Source organism: Streptomonospora nanhaiensis (assembly GCF_026642255.1).
Taxonomy (GTDB): domain Bacteria; phylum Actinomycetota; class Actinomycetes; order Streptosporangiales; family Streptosporangiaceae; genus Nocardiopsis; species Nocardiopsis tropica.
The window spans coordinates 5390704-5404419 of sequence record NZ_CP113264.1; the positions used below are offsets into that span (position 1 = coordinate 5390704).

Sequence of the window (13716 nt, forward strand, 5' to 3'; positions counted from 1 at the left end):
GCCTCCGGAGCACCATCAGGATCGGAATCCTCCCGCTGGCCCGCCGGGGCAGGGGTTGTGGGGACCGAGCATCCTCCTTGATTCCTCACATAAAGGACATTACGCATATATGTCCTAGCCAACCCAAGTGTGCCGTAACGTACACGCCCGGTCGACCCGGGGCCACACGGACGCCGTCTTTTACCACCCGAGTCCGTGACTCGGTTAACAACCACGTCAACCAGGAATAGAATCCAGGGGTCGACCAAACTTCCCCACCTCAGACAAGAGGACGGCGATGTCTCGATTCACTTCCCCCGATTTCCTGAGGCAGGCGGGGGGCAAAAACGTCCGGGCCAACCCTCCGCCCGCCGTCGACCTGGCTCGTCCGAGCCTGGCACGGCTCCGTTCCTTCCACCTCAAGGGCAAGGACCACTTCGAGGTCGATCGCGACCTGGCGAGCAGGGCCGAACGCACCGCACCCGGTTTCCAGGACCTGGTCCTGGGTGAACGCGCCTTCCTCCAACGGGCCGTCCGCCACCTCGCCGAGAGCGAGGGAATCCGGCAGTTCATCCAGGTCGGCGCGGGCCTGCCCGCCCCCGGCGACCCCCACCAGATCGCGCAGGAGCACGCGCCGGGCGCACGCGTGCTCTACGCCACCGACGACCCCGTGGTACTGACCCACCACCTGGCCCTGCTCCGCGACGGACACACCACCACCGCGGTGCGGGCCGGCCTGACCACCCCGCGCAGGCTCCTGGACGACCCCGAGACCCGGGCGTTCCTCGACCTGGAGCGCCCCGTGGGGCTGCTGCTCACCGGGGTGGTCGCGCACACGTCCGACGCCGACGCCCCGGCCGAGCACATCGCGGCCCTGCGGGACTCCCTCGCGCCCGGCAGCCACATGGTCCTCAGCCACTACTGCCGTCCCGACCAGTCGTTCTTCCCCAAGGACTTCTCCCGGGCCGAACAGCTGGAGAGGGTGTTCCTGGACCGGCTCGGTTCGGGCCGCTGGCGCACGCGCAAGGAGATCGAGGTGTTCTTCGAGGGCTGGGAGGTCCCCGAACCCGGTCTGATCGAGGTCCAGCGCTGGCGCACGCTCCCCGTGGCCCCGCCGGTCCCGGGCTGCTACCAGATGCCGCAGCGCAACCGGCGGCTCATCATCGGCGGCATCGGCAGGATCTGACCGCCTCCGCTCCCCCTGTCCCGCGCTGGAGCCGCCGGCCCGGCAGCGGGAGGGGGCCGCCCCGCAGGGCGGGAGGCGGCGGAGCACCAGGACGGACCCGTGTGTTTGGTCGACCCCGACACCGCGCGGCGAATGTCCGCGGGGACCGCGTCGCGGCGGTCCCCCGGAACGGTCCGTAGAACGGAAGAGGGCCCCTCCCGTGGGAGGGGCCCTCTTCGTGTGGGCTCCCGCGATTGGACTCGAACCAATGACCTGCCGGTTAACAGCCGGCTGCTCTGCCAATTGAGCTACGCGGGATCGTGCGCCCCCGCGACCCGCGGGCCGTGGCGACAGGACAAGCCTAGCGCCTCCCCCGGGGTGCTCGCGACGTGTTTTCCGGGCTCCCGCGCCGGGTCGCGTGCCCCGTCCGCCGGGAGTCAGCCACAGGGTCCGGACATGCGGGAAGGGCCCGCCGGATCTCTCCGACTGGCCCTTTCCGATACGCTCCCGCGATTGGACTCGAACCAATAACCTGCCGGTTAACAGCCGGCTGCTCTGCCAATTGAGCTACGCGGGATCGTGCGCCCCCGCGACCCGCGGGCCGTGGCGACACCACTAGCGTAGCGCCCCCGGAGAGTGCTCGTGACCGGTGTCGGCACGTGTGGCGGAGCGGCGACAGGGTAACGTGCCAGGCACGGAACACGCCGATCGTCTCCAAGGTCTGAAGAGGGACCCATGCGCTACCGGATCACGTTCGTCGCCGGACTCGCCATCGGATACGTCCTGGGCGCCAAGGCGGGCAGGGCCCGCTACGAGCAGCTCGCACGGACGGCCCGCAGGGTCGCGGACAGCCCCGTCGTCCAGGAGGTCGCCGGGCTCGTCGGCGCCCAGGTCGGCAACGCGGGTCGCACCGTCTACGACAAGACCGTCAACAAGATGCCGATCACGTCGCTGCGCGACTTCCTCGCCCGGCCCACCGACGAGGAGATCGAGCTCGTCGAGTGGGAGACCAGGGTGTCCAACGGCACCCAGCCCGGGAGCGGGCGCTCCGACGACGACGGGGCGGACCGCCCGTGACACTGTTCCGCCGCGGCGTCCCCGCGGGGGTCCGCGCCGGGCTGGAGCGGGGCGAGCGCGTGCTGGCGCACGCGCCCGTCGCCGTTCCGGCCGGGCGGGACGCCGGCGAGCAGGTGCTCGTCACCACCACGCGCGCCCTGTACCTGCCCGGCGGGCGGGCCGTGCCCTGGGAGGACATCGACCGGGCGAGCTGGACCCCCGACACCTTCAGGTTCACGGAGGAGGGGGCGGGCGAGCACACGGTCCGCCTGCGCTCCGACCCGGCCGCCGACGGCGTCGACTACCGCCGCCTGGCGGAGACCGTCGCCGAGCGCGTCACCGCGACCATCCTGGTCAACCGCTTCGTGCCGTTCCCCGGCGCCGGATCCACCACCGGTTTCCGGCTGGTGGCGCGCCGTCCGCCCGGCGGCGCCGACGTGGACTGGCGCGTCCACCTGGGCGAGGGCGTCGACCCGGACGACCCGCGCCTGTCCGACGCCGTCTCCCGGGCGCTGTCGGCCCTGCACGACCAGATGGGCGTCTAGGACGTGGTCCGCGGGTCATTCCGGGCTCGCGTCCGCCGGGCTGCCTCTCGCCGCGCCGACCGCGCTCGGACAGCCAAACCCGGGCTGACCTTCGCCACTCGTCTTGCGAGAGATGGCCCGGCGACCGCTCGCGGCGATCGGCGCAAGCACCGAGCCCGCCGAAAGCACCCACGGACCACACCCTAGGAAGCGCCCTCCGGGGCGGCCCCGGGGCGGGACGGGCGCCGGTCGATCCCCCGGGCGAGGACCTCTGCCAGGTGCAGGGCCCTGCGCCCCGTTCCCTGCGCGATCTGGGTGCGGCAGCTGTAGCCGTCGGCGAGCACCAGCGTCTCCGGGGCGGCCTCCCGCACCCGGGGCAGCAGCTCGCGCTCCCCGATGGCCCTGGAGACCTCGTAGCGGCCCTCCGTGAACCCGAAGTCCCCCGCGAGCCCGCAGCAGCCCGAGTCCAGGACCTCCCCGTCGATCCCGGCCCTGGCGATGAGCGCGCGGTCGGCGTCGAACCCGATGACCGCGTGCTGGTGGCAGTGCACCTGGGCCAGCGCGGAGGCCGGCACCCGGGGCGGCTGCCAGTCCGGCGCGTACTCCTCCAGGAAGCCCGCCAGGGTGTGCACGGACGCGGCCACCCGCTCGCTCTCCGGGCCCGGCAGCAGCTCCAGCAGGTCGTGGCGGAGCGCCGCGGTGCAGCTGGGCTCCAGCCCCACCACCGGCAGCCCCTCCTCGACCAGCGGGGCCAGGGCGCGCACCGCGCGGCGCATGACGGCGCGCGCCACGTCGAGCTGCCCCGTGGACACCCATGTCAGGCCGCAGCACACCTGTCCCCGGGGCAGGACGACGGTGAACCCGGCGTCCTCCAGGACCCGCACGGCGGCGGCGGGCACGCCCGGGTTCATGTGGTTGCCGAAGGTGTCCGGCCACAGGACCACCCTCGGCCCCCCGCGGCGCGCCTCCCCCCGGGCGGCCCGGCGGCGGAAGGCGCGGGTGAAGGTGGTGCGGGCGAACGACGGCAGGTCGCGCTCGGCCGCCACGCCGGCGACCCTCTTCGCCAGGCGGGAGACCCCCGGCAGCCGGGTGGCACGGTCGGCCTCGGCCGGGGCCAGGGCCGCCATCCTCGCCCAGAGCGGCAGCCAGCCCATCGAGTAGTGGGCGGCCGGGCGCACCCGGTTGCGGTAGTGCTGGTGAAGGAACTCGGCCTTGTAGCTCGCCATGTCCACGTTGACGGGGCAGTCGCTCAGGCACCCCTTGCAGGACAGGCACAGGTCGAGGCTCTCGCGCACCTCCTCCGAGCGCCACCCGTCCGTGACGACCTCGCCCCTGGCCATCTCGAACAGCAGGTGGGCGCGGCCCCGTGTGGAGTGCTTCTCCTCCTGGGTGACCTGGTAGCTGGGGCACATGACGCCCGGTCCGGACTGGCGGCGGCACTTGCCGATCCCGGAGCAGCGGCGCAGCGCGCCGGCGGGGTCGCCGCCGTCGTCGCCGTAGGCCAGGGTCGCCCGCGACAGGAGCGGCAGCGGTGTCGCGTCCCGTCCCGGGGACGCCTGCCGGGACGGGACGGTGTCGGCGGCCACCCGGATGTCGGCGTCGAGTGGGAGGGGGTCGACGATGATGCCGGGGTTCATGAGGCCGGCGGGGTCCCAGACGCGCTTGAACTCCCCGAAGGCGCGGATCAGCCCCTCGGGGTACATGCGGGCCAGGAGTTCGGACCGGGCCTGGCCGTCGCCGTGCTCGCCGGACAGGGACCCGCCGTGCCGGACCACCGTGTCGGCGGCCTCCTCCATGAAAGCCCGGTACTCCTGTCGGCCGCGCTCGTGGGTGAGCTCGAAGTCGATGCGCACGTGGAGGCAGCCGTCGCCGAAGTGCCCGTAGACCACCCCGAACCGGCCGTGGCGCTCCATGAGGGCGTCGAAGTCGCGCAGGTAGGCGCCGAGGTTCTCCGGCGGGACCGCCGCGTCCTCCCAGCCCGACCAGGCGTCCGCCCCGGCGGGGGTGCGCTGGGTGAGCCCGGCGCCCTCTTCGCGGATGCGCCAGAGCGCCCTCTGGTGGGCCGGGTCGGAGACGACGCCGGCGTCCTGGGGGCGGGAGGCCCGGGGAAGGCCGGCGAGCATGCGGTCGGCGGCCTCGGCCGCTCCGCCGGGGTCCGGCCCGGCGATCTCCACCAGGAGCCAGGCGCCGCCCTCGGGGAGGGGAACCCGGGCGCGGGAGCCGTGCAGGTCCAGGGCCGCGACCATGCGGTCGTTGATGCCCTCGACGGTGAGCGGGGCGTGGCCGAGGAGGTCGGGGACCGCGTCGGCGGCCGAGGCGGCGTCCGGGTAGCCGAGGACCGCCAGGGCCCGGGCGGGCGGCGACTCGACGAGGCGGACCGTGGCGCCGAGGACGAACGCGCAGGTGCCCTCGGTGCCGACGAGCGCGGCGGCGACGTTGCGGCCCTTCTCCGGGAGCAGCCGGTCCAGGGCGTAGCCGGAGACGCGGCGCCGGAACTCGGGCATGGCGGTGCGCAGCTCGGCCCGGTGCGCGTCGACGAGGCGGGCCAGTGCGGTGTGGATCTCCCCCTCTCGCCCGGGCCGCCGGGTGAGGGCCTCGAACTCCTCCGCGGTGTCGGAGGAGCCGACGGTGAGGCGGGTGCCGTCGCTGAGCAGCAGGTCGAGGGAGACGATGTTGTCGGCGGTGGTCCCCCAGGCCACGGAGTGGGAGCCGCAGGCGTTGTTGCCGACCATGCCGCCGATGGTGCAGCGGCTGTGGGTGGAGGGGTCGGGCGCGAAGGTCAGCCCGTGTTCGGCGGTGGCGGCGCGCAGGTCGTCGAGGATGACGCCGGGCTGCACGGTGGCGGTGCGGGCCTCGGGGTCGATGTGCTCGATGGCGCGCAGGTGGCGGGAGGTGTCGATGACGACGCCGGTGCCGATGGCGTTGCCCGCGATGGACGTGCCGCCGCCCCTGGGGACGACGGGTACGCCGTGCGCCGCGCAGGCGCGGACGGCCGCCACGCAGTCCTCGACGGTCTCGGGCACGACCACCGCGAGGGGGACGCGCCGGTAGTTGGAGGCGTCGGACGTGTAGAGGGCGCGGGTGCCCGCGTCGAAGGAGACCGTGCCCCGGATGCTGCTCTCCAGGTCGCGGCGGAGTCCGGCGACGTCGGTTCGGGCGCTGGTACTGCTGTGCGGGTCGGCCATGGTGCCCAGGGTGGCGCGGCCGGTGGCGGCCCCGCAACCGTGCCGCGCGGATCCGTGTCGGCGGTGGCGGCCCCGCAACCGTGCCGCGCGGATCCGTGTCGGCGGGGGCGGGCCTGCGGGCGGAATCCGCGGGGGGCCGGGAACGGCGGCGGGACGGGGCCTCAGGGGGCCGGGACGGCACACGGGCGGCGGACCACGGAGGGCAGGCTCCGGGACACGGGTCCGGGCGGGCGGGACGGGCTGCCCGTCCGCCGCGGCGGGGCCTTCGGCCGGGCCGGCGGTCAGCCCCCGAGCGACGCGTCCATGGCGCGCACCAGGGTGCCGTCGGGGTCCATGTCCAGGTTCCAGACCATGAGCCCGCCCAGGCCCCGGTCGAGTACGTACTCGCCCTTGAGGGCGATCACGTCGGGGTTGTCGTAGGTCCACCACTCGTCGCCGTCGTGGACCCAGTAGGCGCCGGCCTCCTCGTCCAGGTGGCGGCGCCCCTCCAGCTCCTCCAGGTCGCCGAAGGCCATGGTGGGGCCGTCGTAGTGGTCGTCGGCGGGCCCCTCGGCGGTCTGGCCGCGCCCTCCGTCCCGGTCGGAGCGCACGCCCTGCCAGCCCCGGCCGAAGGCGGGGACGCCCATCACCAGCTTCTCCGGGGGCGCCCCCGCGTCGAGGTAGCGCCGGATCGCGGCGTCGACGCTGTTGGCGTCCGGCTGGGAGGCGGGCGCGAACAGGTTCGAGTGGTGGGCGGTCCCGTCGCTCCACGGCCCGGCGAAGTCGTAGCCCTGCACGGTGGCGAAGTCCACCTGCCCGAAGATCGCGGGGTCGTAGGACCCGCTGGTCTCCGCCGCTCCGGACAGGGACACCGACAGGACGTACTCCTCCCCCGTCTCCGCGGACAGCTCGTCGAGCCGGCGGCGGAACTCGGCGACCAGCAGGGTGAAGTTGGCGGCGTCGTCGGGGTGCTCGACGTTGTCCGGGTGCCCGGCTCCCCCGGGCCACTCCCAGTCCAGGTCGATGCCGTCGAAGACCCCGGCGGCCGCGCCGTCGCCCCCTTGGGGCTCGCCGCCGCGGACCGGGAGGTCGCCCCGCAGCCACAGGTCCACGCAGGAGGCCGCGAAGGCCTCACGGGACTCCTGGGTGCGCGCCGCGACCGAGAAGTGGGTCGACCAGTTCCAGCCGCCCAGGGAGAGGCTGGCCCCCAGGTCCGGGTGGCGTTCGCGCAGCAGGCGCAGCTGGTTGAGTCCGCCCGCGAGCTCCTGCTCGTACTCGTCGGGCTCGCCGCCGACGCTCTCGTCCCCCTCGTACCTGCGCTGGTACAGCTCCCACGGCTGGTCGTGGGTGTCGGGGATGTGGCAGAGCCCCTCCGGGCTGATCGCCCCGAACGCCCACATGAGCCGGGTCAGGCGGTCGGCGGAGCCGCTGTCCTCGAACTCCTTGAGGGTGTATCCGCGGTTGGCCACGTTCCAGTCGGCGAAGTACCCGATGCGCTCGGGGTTCCTCGCGGTCGCGACGGCGAAGAGCCCCGTGACCAGTGCCCCGGCGGTGACGACGGCCCCCAGCGCGAGGAGCGGGGAGCGCCGCCGGGGGAGGTCCGGGGTGTTCGGCTGGTTCGGGGTGGCGGTCACCCCTCGACGTTAGGGGCCGGGGGCGGCGGGCACCGGAGGTTCGGCCCATGTCGGCCACATGAGGCCGTTCCCGCCGCGGCGGGGAACCCTGGGGGCGGCCCGTGCGTTGGTTTTCGGGTCCGGGGTGGCGCGGGCGGGCGGCGCGGCGCGGTCAGTCGCCCGTGATGTAGTCGCGCAGGGTGCCGGCCCGGGAGGGGTGCCGGAGCTTGGCCAGGGTCTTGGCCTCGATCTGGCGGATGCGTTCGCGGGTCACCCCGAACTCGCGGCCGACCTCCTCCAGGGTGTGCGGGTGCCCGTCGGCCATCCCGAAGCGCAGCCGGATGATGCGCCGCTCCCGGTCGGACAGGTCGCCGAGGATGGCGTGCAGCTGCTCCTGGAGCAGGGTGAAGGCCGCCGCCTCGACCGGGACGACCGCGTCGGAGTCCTCTATGAAGTCACCGAAGTCGGACTCCTCGTCGCCGATCGGCGCCTGGAGCGACACGGGCTCCCGGGCGATCCGCTGGATCTCCAGGATCCGGTCCCCGACGCATCCGGCGGCCGAGGAGACCTCCGCGGTACTCGGTTCGCGCCCGAGCTGCTGGTGGAGCTGGTGCTGCACCCGGACGAGTTTGTTGATCGTCTCGACCATGTGGACGGGGATGCGGATCGTGCGCGCCTGGTCCGCTATCGCCCGGGTGATGGCCTGCCTGATCCACCACGTCGCGTAGGTGGAGAACTTGAACCCCTTGGCGTAGTCGAACTTCTCGACGGCGCGGATCAGGCCGAGGTTGCCCTCCTGGACGAGGTCGAGGAAGAGCAGGCCCCTCCCCATGTACCGCTTGGCGATCGACACGACCAGGCGGAGGTTGGATTCGATCAGGCGCCTCTTGGCCCGCCCTCCCTCCTCCACGAGGACGGCGAGCTCCTCCGGCGAGCACGCGCCGTCGGCGCACGACCGGTGCTGCGCGTACAGGCCGACCTCGACGGCCCTGGCGAGCTCGACCTCCTGCTCGGCGGTGAGCAGCGGCACCCGGCCGATCTCGCGCAGGTACAGGCGCACCAGGTCCGATCCGGAGCGGCGGGCGCCGTCGGGGGGCTGGGCGGCCTCGTCGGGGTCGGAGACCTCGATGCCGATCCGGGCGAGGTGGGCGACCGTCCGGTCCAGCGACTCCGGCGGCGCGTCCAGTCGTTCCAGGGCCGAGGCGACCTCGCTCCGGCTGACCGCCCCGCCACCGGTGTCGGGGAGCAGTCCGGCCACCTGGCGAATGGGTGGCATTTCGTTGGTCGCAACCGTGGGAGACACCATCCCATTGTGCCCTTTCGGGCACCGGAAAAGGGAGAACTACTATTGTCACCCCGGTGCTACATACCGTCCGCCAACTCGTCCTGGAAGGCACGTTTTTCCTGCTGGAGCGCCATGAGTTCGGTCAATACCCGCTGTTGTTCCTCAACCTGGGAACCCGATCCCAGGCGGGACAGCTCTGACCTCAGGTTTGACTCGCGCCGGTTGATGGAATGAGTTCTGATTGTGCTCAGCATTTGCCGCGCGTAATGCTCGTCGAGTTCTCCGTAGAACTCCACCTGCTCGACCGCCAGCCGGGTGAGGAAATCCCGCTGGGTCTCGTTGGGAGCGGCCTCCCGCAGGGCGCTCACCCACGCGGCGGGGTCGTGCGCGGCGGCCACTCCCCCCGCGGCGATGATGAGCTGGAGCACCGCCTTGTGCTGGGGGACGGTGAAGTCCTCGTCGGTGAACTTGTCGAAGCCGACGGCCAGGGACGGGTACTGGAGGGCGATCTTGAGCGCCTGGCGCTCGCGGAGCAGGGACTGGTCGTTCAGGTTGTACGGGGCGTCCTGCGCGTCGGGGGTGGGAACGGGGCGCGCCGCGGGCGCGGCCGTCCGCCCCTCCTGCGCGCCTCCCCGGCGGATGTGCTGGTTGACGCGGCGCAGCACGAAGGACTCGTCCAGGATGCCGAGCCAGCGGTCCAGGTTGGTGCCGTAGAGCCTGCGCACCCCCGCGTTGCGGATGCTGGCGACCACCGGCGCGGCGGCGTCCAGCGCGGCGATGCGGCCCTCGGGCGCGGAGAGGTCGTAGTCCTCGATGACCTTGCGGATCATGAACTCGTACAGGGGCGCGGGGTTGTCGACGAGGTCCGCCACCGCCTGGTCCCCGTGGCGGAGCCGCAGGTCGCAGGGGTCGAGCCCGTCGGGCTGGACGGCCACGAAGGTCTCGGAGGCGAAGCCGTGCTCCTCGGCGAAGGCGCGCACCGCGGCCTTCTGGCCGGCCGCGTCGCCGTCGAACGTGAACACCACCCGGCCGCCCTGGTTGGAGCGGCCCAGGAGCATGCGGCGCAGGATCTTGAGGTGGTCCTCGCCGAAGGAGGTGCCGCACGTGGCGACCGCGGTGGTCACCCCGGCCAGGTGGCAGGCCATGACGTCGGTGTAGCCCTCGACGATGACCGCCTGGCTCTTCTGGGAGATGTCGCGTTTGGCCAGGTCGAGGCCGTACAGCAGCCGCCCCTTGTGGAAGATGGGGCTCTCCGGCGAGTTGAGGTACTTGGGCCCGTCCTCGGCCGGGTCGAGCTTGCGCGCACCGAAGCCGACGACCTCCCCGGTGACCTCGCGGATGGGCCACAGCAGCCGGTTGCGGAAGCGGTCGTAGGCGCCCCGACGCCCCTGGCTGGCCAGCCCTCCCTCGATCAGCTCCTGGTCGGTGAAGCCCTTGCGTCGCAGGTGCGAGGTGAGGTTCTCCCATCCGGCGGGCGCGTAGCCCAGGCCGAAGTGCTCGGCGTGGACGCGGTTGAAGCCGCGCTCGTCGAGGAAGCGGCGGGCGGTGACGGCCCCGGCGGTGAGGAGCTGCTCGGCGAAGTACTCCGCGGCGGCGCGGTGCGCGTCGAGGAGGCGCTGCCGTTTGCCCGAGTCGTGCCGCGCCGTGCTGCGGCCGCCCTCCTCGTAGCGCAGGGTGACCCCGACCTGCCGGGCGAGCGACTCGACGGCCTCGGCAAAGCTGAGGCTGTCGATCTTCTGCAGGAAGGAGATGGTGTCCCCGCCCTCCCCGCAGCCGAAGCAGTACCAGAGGTTCTTGGAGGGGGTGACGTTGAAGGAGGGGGACTTCTCGTCGTGGAAGGGGCACAGCCCCTTCAGCGAGCCGCCTCCCGCGTTGCGCAGCTGGAGGTACTCGCCGATCACGTCCGCGATGGGCGCGCGTTCGCGTACGAGCGCGATGTCTTCGTCTCTGATCCGGCCTGCCACGGTCCCCAGGGTAGTTCTCCCCCGGGCCGTTCCGACCGCCGTCCGGGGCACCGCGGGTTCTCCCGCCGTCCACACCCCTGACACCGGGGGGTCGGCTCCTCGCCGGTCGGCCCTGGGAGGGTGCGACCACCACCGGTCCAACCGAGGAGGGACGACGCGGTGCCTGGCATCCCCCACCGGCCCGGCCGCACCAGGACGTTGTTCGTCGTGGCCGCCGGAACAGTCATCGCGGCGCTGCTCGCGGCCATCGGCGTGGTCCTGGTCGACCGCGTCCTCGGGGACCGCCGGCCGGTCGAGGGGATCGTCGGGTCGGAGAAGGTCGCGTTCTTCGAGGACGAGCGCGTGGTGGAGAGGTTCGGCGAGCTGGGGTACGAGGTGCGGGTGCGCCCGCGCGGATCGCGCCTGCTGGCGGAGGAGCCCGGCGACGCGGACTTCGTCTCCCCCGGCTCCCGGCACCTGGCCGAGCGCGCCAGGGAGCTCAACGGGGTCACCGCCGAGTACCAGCCGTTCAGCACCCCGATGGTCCTCCTCGCCTACGAGCCGATGGTCCGGGCCCTGGAGGAGGCCGGGGTCGCCCGGCGGGCCGAGGACGGCGCGTGGGAGTTCGACATGGCGGCCTACCTGGAGCTGACGGAGGAGCGGACCCGCTGGCGCGACCTGCCCGGCGACTCGGTGAGCTCCAGCAACCGCAACGAGGTCCTGATCCGGACCACCGACCCGCGCACCTCCAACTCGGCCGCCATGTACGTGGCCGTCCTCTCCTACCTGCTCAACGGCGAGGAGGCCGTGTCCCCGGGCCCGGTGGACCGGGAGATCGTCGACACGCTCTCCCGGCTCTTCCTCGCCCAGGGCCAGCCCCCCGAGTCCTCGCAGCAGCCCTTCGAGCAGTTCCGGGACCTGGGCGCGGGCCACACGCCGCTGGTGTGGGTCTACGAGTCCCAGTACGTCCACGCCATGGTGGAGGGCCCCGCCCCGGCGGACGGCGTGGTGGTGCTCTACCCGGGGCCGACCGTGTACGCCGAGCACACCGTCGTCCCCCTCACCGGGGCGGGCGACGAGGTCGGGCGCCTGCTCACCGGGGACGCGGAGCTCCAGGCGCTGGCGGCCGGCCACGGGTTCCGCACCGAGGACACCCGGCACTTCCAGGACCTGGTGGACGAGCACGGCCTCTCCGTCCGCACGCAGGTCGCCGACGTGGTCCACCCGCCCGCCTACGAGGCCCTGGAGTCCCTGCTGACCGGTATCGAGGACGCCTACACGAGCAGCGGGATGCGTCCGCCCGCGGACGACGGGGAGGACACGGGCCGCGCCGGCGGAGGCGCGGCGGCGGGAGGGGCGGGATGAGGTCCCCGACGGCTTCCGCGGCGGGCGCCGCGGCCCTGGCCCTGGTCCTGGCGGCCGGGGCTTGCACGGTCCCGGGCGGGTCCGCGGACACCCTGAGGGTGCTGGCGGGCAGCGAGATCGCCGACCTGGAACCCCTGCTGGAGGAGGTCTCCGAGCGGACCGGCGTGACGGTGGAGCTGGACTACACCGGCACCCTGGACGGACTCGCCCGGGTGGCCGGGGGCGACACCGACGGGTACGACGCCGTCTGGTTCGGCTCGAACCGCTACCTGCACCTGGACGGGGGCGGCAGGACGGCCGTGCACACCGAGACCCCCGTCATGGTCTCCCCCGTGGTCCTGGGCGTGACCGGGTCGCGCGCGGACGAGCTGGGGTGGACCGGCGGCGCGGAGGTGACCTGGGCGGACGTGAGCAGGGCGGTCGCGGAGGAGGGTCTGACCTACGGGATGACCCACCCCGGCGCCTCCAACTCCGGCTTCTCGGCGCTGATCGGCGTGGCCTCGGCCCTGGCCGACACGGGCACCGCCCTGGAGAGCCGGGACGTGGAGAGGGTCCGCCCGGAGCTGGAGGAGTTCTTCGGGGGCCAGGAGGTCACCGCGGGCTCGTCCGGATGGCTGTCGGAGGCGTTCGAGCGGCGCGCCCGCGAGGGGCGGCCGGTGGACGGCCTGATCAACTACGAGTCGGTACTGCTGTCGCTGAACGCCTCCGGCACGCTGGAGGAGCCGCTCGCTCTGGTGCACCCCGCGGACGGCGCGGTGACGGCCGACTACCCGCTGACACTGCTGGCGGACCCCTCGGAGGACGCCGTGTCCGCGTACGGGCGCCTGGTCGAGGACCTGCTGTCGGGCCCGACCCAGCAGCGGATCGCCGACGACACGTGGCGCCGCCCGGTCTCCCCGGACGCGGTGCTGCGGGCGCAGGTCCCGCCCCTGGTGGAGCTGCCGTTCCCCGCCCACAGGCAGGTGGTGGACGACCTGGTCGCCGACTACGTCGGCGTCCTGCGCCGTCCGGCGCGCACCGTGTACGTGCTGGACGTGTCGGGGTCGATGGAGGGCGAGCGCATCCGTGAGCTGCGGTCGGCGCTGGTGGCCCTGACGGGGGCGGACGGCGGGTCCCTGGCCCGGCGGACGCAGGCGTTCCAGGAGCGGGAGGAGATCACGCTGCTGCCGTTCGCCACCGAGCCCGGTGAGCCGCGCACGTTCGTGATGGAGCCGGGGTCCGCGGACGCGGTCGCGGAGGACGTGGCTGAGGAGGTCCGGTCCCTGGAGGCCGACGGCGAGACGGCCACCTACGACGCGCTGCGGGAGGCGTACGCGCTGCTGGAGGGCGGTTCCGGCGACCACCTGACGTCGGTGGTGCTGATGACCGACGGCGAGGTGAACCTGGGTTCGGACCTGGAGGACTTCCGGCTCTCCCTGGAGGAGCTGTCGCCGGAGGTGGCGGCCGCGCCCGTCTTCACGGTGCTGTTCGGCGACTCGGACGAGTCGGAGATGTCGAGCGTCGCCGAGGTGACGGGCGGCCGGGTCTTCGACGCCCGCGAACAGGACCTCGAACAGATCTTCCGGGAGATCCGCGGCTACCAGTAGGGCTGGCGGGGCGGCGCCCTCGGCCGCTGTCGGCGG

At 73.3% G+C, this 13716-nt stretch carries 9 protein-coding genes and 2 tRNA genes; 5 read left to right on the top strand and 6 right to left on the bottom strand.

Annotated features, from left to right (window positions below):
- Positions 1 to 277: 277 nt before the first annotated feature.
- Positions 278 to 1165 (top strand): SAM-dependent methyltransferase, encoded by an 888-nt coding sequence (locus OUQ99_RS23345; RefSeq protein WP_267945928.1) that lies wholly within the window; start codon positions 278 to 280, stop codon positions 1163 to 1165.
- A 224-nt stretch (positions 1166 to 1389) separates the two neighbouring features.
- Here OUQ99_RS23345 and OUQ99_RS23350 read toward each other — a convergent pair.
- Both OUQ99_RS23350 and OUQ99_RS23355 read right to left on the bottom strand, forming a co-directional pair.
- Positions 1390 to 1462: transfer RNA gene (locus OUQ99_RS23350), tRNA-Asn, on the bottom strand.
- 186 nt (positions 1463 to 1648) lie between these two features.
- Positions 1649 to 1721, bottom strand: a tRNA-Asn gene (locus OUQ99_RS23355).
- 158 nt (positions 1722 to 1879) lie between these two features.
- On the opposite strand from OUQ99_RS23355, the gene OUQ99_RS23360 reads away from it, so the two are divergent.
- Both OUQ99_RS23360 and OUQ99_RS23365 read left to right on the top strand, forming a co-directional pair.
- Positions 1880 to 2221 (top strand): hypothetical protein, encoded by a 342-nt coding sequence (locus OUQ99_RS23360; RefSeq protein ID WP_267945929.1) that lies wholly within the window; start codon positions 1880 to 1882, stop codon positions 2219 to 2221.
- Positions 2218 to 2745, top strand: a complete 528-nt coding sequence (locus tag OUQ99_RS23365) for a hypothetical protein (protein WP_267945930.1) — start codon at positions 2218 to 2220, stop codon at positions 2743 to 2745. The genes OUQ99_RS23360 and OUQ99_RS23365 overlap by 4 nt, the downstream gene beginning before the upstream one ends.
- A gap of 182 nt (positions 2746 to 2927) precedes the next feature.
- Here the strand turns inward: OUQ99_RS23365 and OUQ99_RS23370 are convergent, their stop codons facing one another.
- From OUQ99_RS23370 to dnaG, 4 genes are all read right to left on the bottom strand, one after another.
- A complete protein-coding gene (locus OUQ99_RS23370; RefSeq protein ID WP_267945931.1) occupies positions 2928 to 5909 on the bottom strand; it encodes an FAD-binding and (Fe-S)-binding domain-containing protein in 2982 nt (993 codons plus the stop codon).
- A 281-nt stretch (positions 5910 to 6190) separates the two neighbouring features.
- On the bottom strand, positions 6191 to 7522 hold the full coding sequence (locus OUQ99_RS23375; protein ID WP_267945932.1) for a glycoside hydrolase family 18 protein: 1332 nt from the start codon (positions 7520 to 7522) through the stop codon (positions 6191 to 6193).
- Positions 7523 to 7673: 151 nt separating this feature from the next.
- The gene (gene rpoD / locus OUQ99_RS23380; RefSeq protein WP_267945933.1) at positions 7674 to 8777 is read right to left on the bottom strand and encodes an RNA polymerase sigma factor RpoD; all 1104 of its coding nucleotides are present in this window, start codon (positions 8775 to 8777) and stop codon (positions 7674 to 7676) included.
- Between the two features lie 86 nt (positions 8778 to 8863).
- Positions 8864 to 10750 carry a DNA primase gene (gene dnaG / locus OUQ99_RS23385; protein ID WP_267945934.1) on the bottom strand — a complete coding sequence of 629 codons (1887 nt, stop codon included), beginning with the start codon at positions 10748 to 10750 and terminating at the stop codon, positions 8864 to 8866.
- A 159-nt stretch (positions 10751 to 10909) separates the two neighbouring features.
- On the opposite strand from dnaG, the gene OUQ99_RS23390 reads away from it, so the two are divergent.
- On the top strand, positions 10910 to 12094 hold the full coding sequence (locus OUQ99_RS23390) for a substrate-binding domain-containing protein (RefSeq protein WP_267945935.1): 1185 nt from the start codon (positions 10910 to 10912) through the stop codon (positions 12092 to 12094).
- A complete protein-coding gene (locus OUQ99_RS23395) occupies positions 12091 to 13680 on the top strand; it encodes a vWA domain-containing protein (protein ID WP_267945936.1) in 1590 nt (529 codons plus the stop codon). Before OUQ99_RS23390 ends, OUQ99_RS23395 begins: the two co-directional genes overlap by 4 nt.
- Positions 13681 to 13716 lie beyond the last annotated feature (36 nt).

What these genes read in the sequence shown, in the direction of transcription:
- OUQ99_RS23370 (WP_267945931.1), bottom strand. Translation starts at nt 5,909, where the DNA reads ATGGCCGACCCGCACAGCAGTACCAGCGCCCGAACCGACGTCGCCGGA.
- OUQ99_RS23345 (WP_267945928.1), top strand. Translation starts at nt 278, where the DNA reads ATGTCTCGATTCACTTCCCCCGATTTCCTGAGGCAGGCGGGGGGCAAA.
- rpoD (WP_267945933.1), bottom strand. Translation starts at nt 8,777, where the DNA reads ATGCCACCCATTCGCCAGGTGGCCGGACTGCTCCCCGACACCGGTGGC.
- OUQ99_RS23395 (WP_267945936.1), top strand. Translation starts at nt 12,091, where the DNA reads ATGAGGTCCCCGACGGCTTCCGCGGCGGGCGCCGCGGCCCTGGCCCTG.
- OUQ99_RS23360 (WP_267945929.1), top strand. Translation starts at nt 1,880, where the DNA reads ATGCGCTACCGGATCACGTTCGTCGCCGGACTCGCCATCGGATACGTC.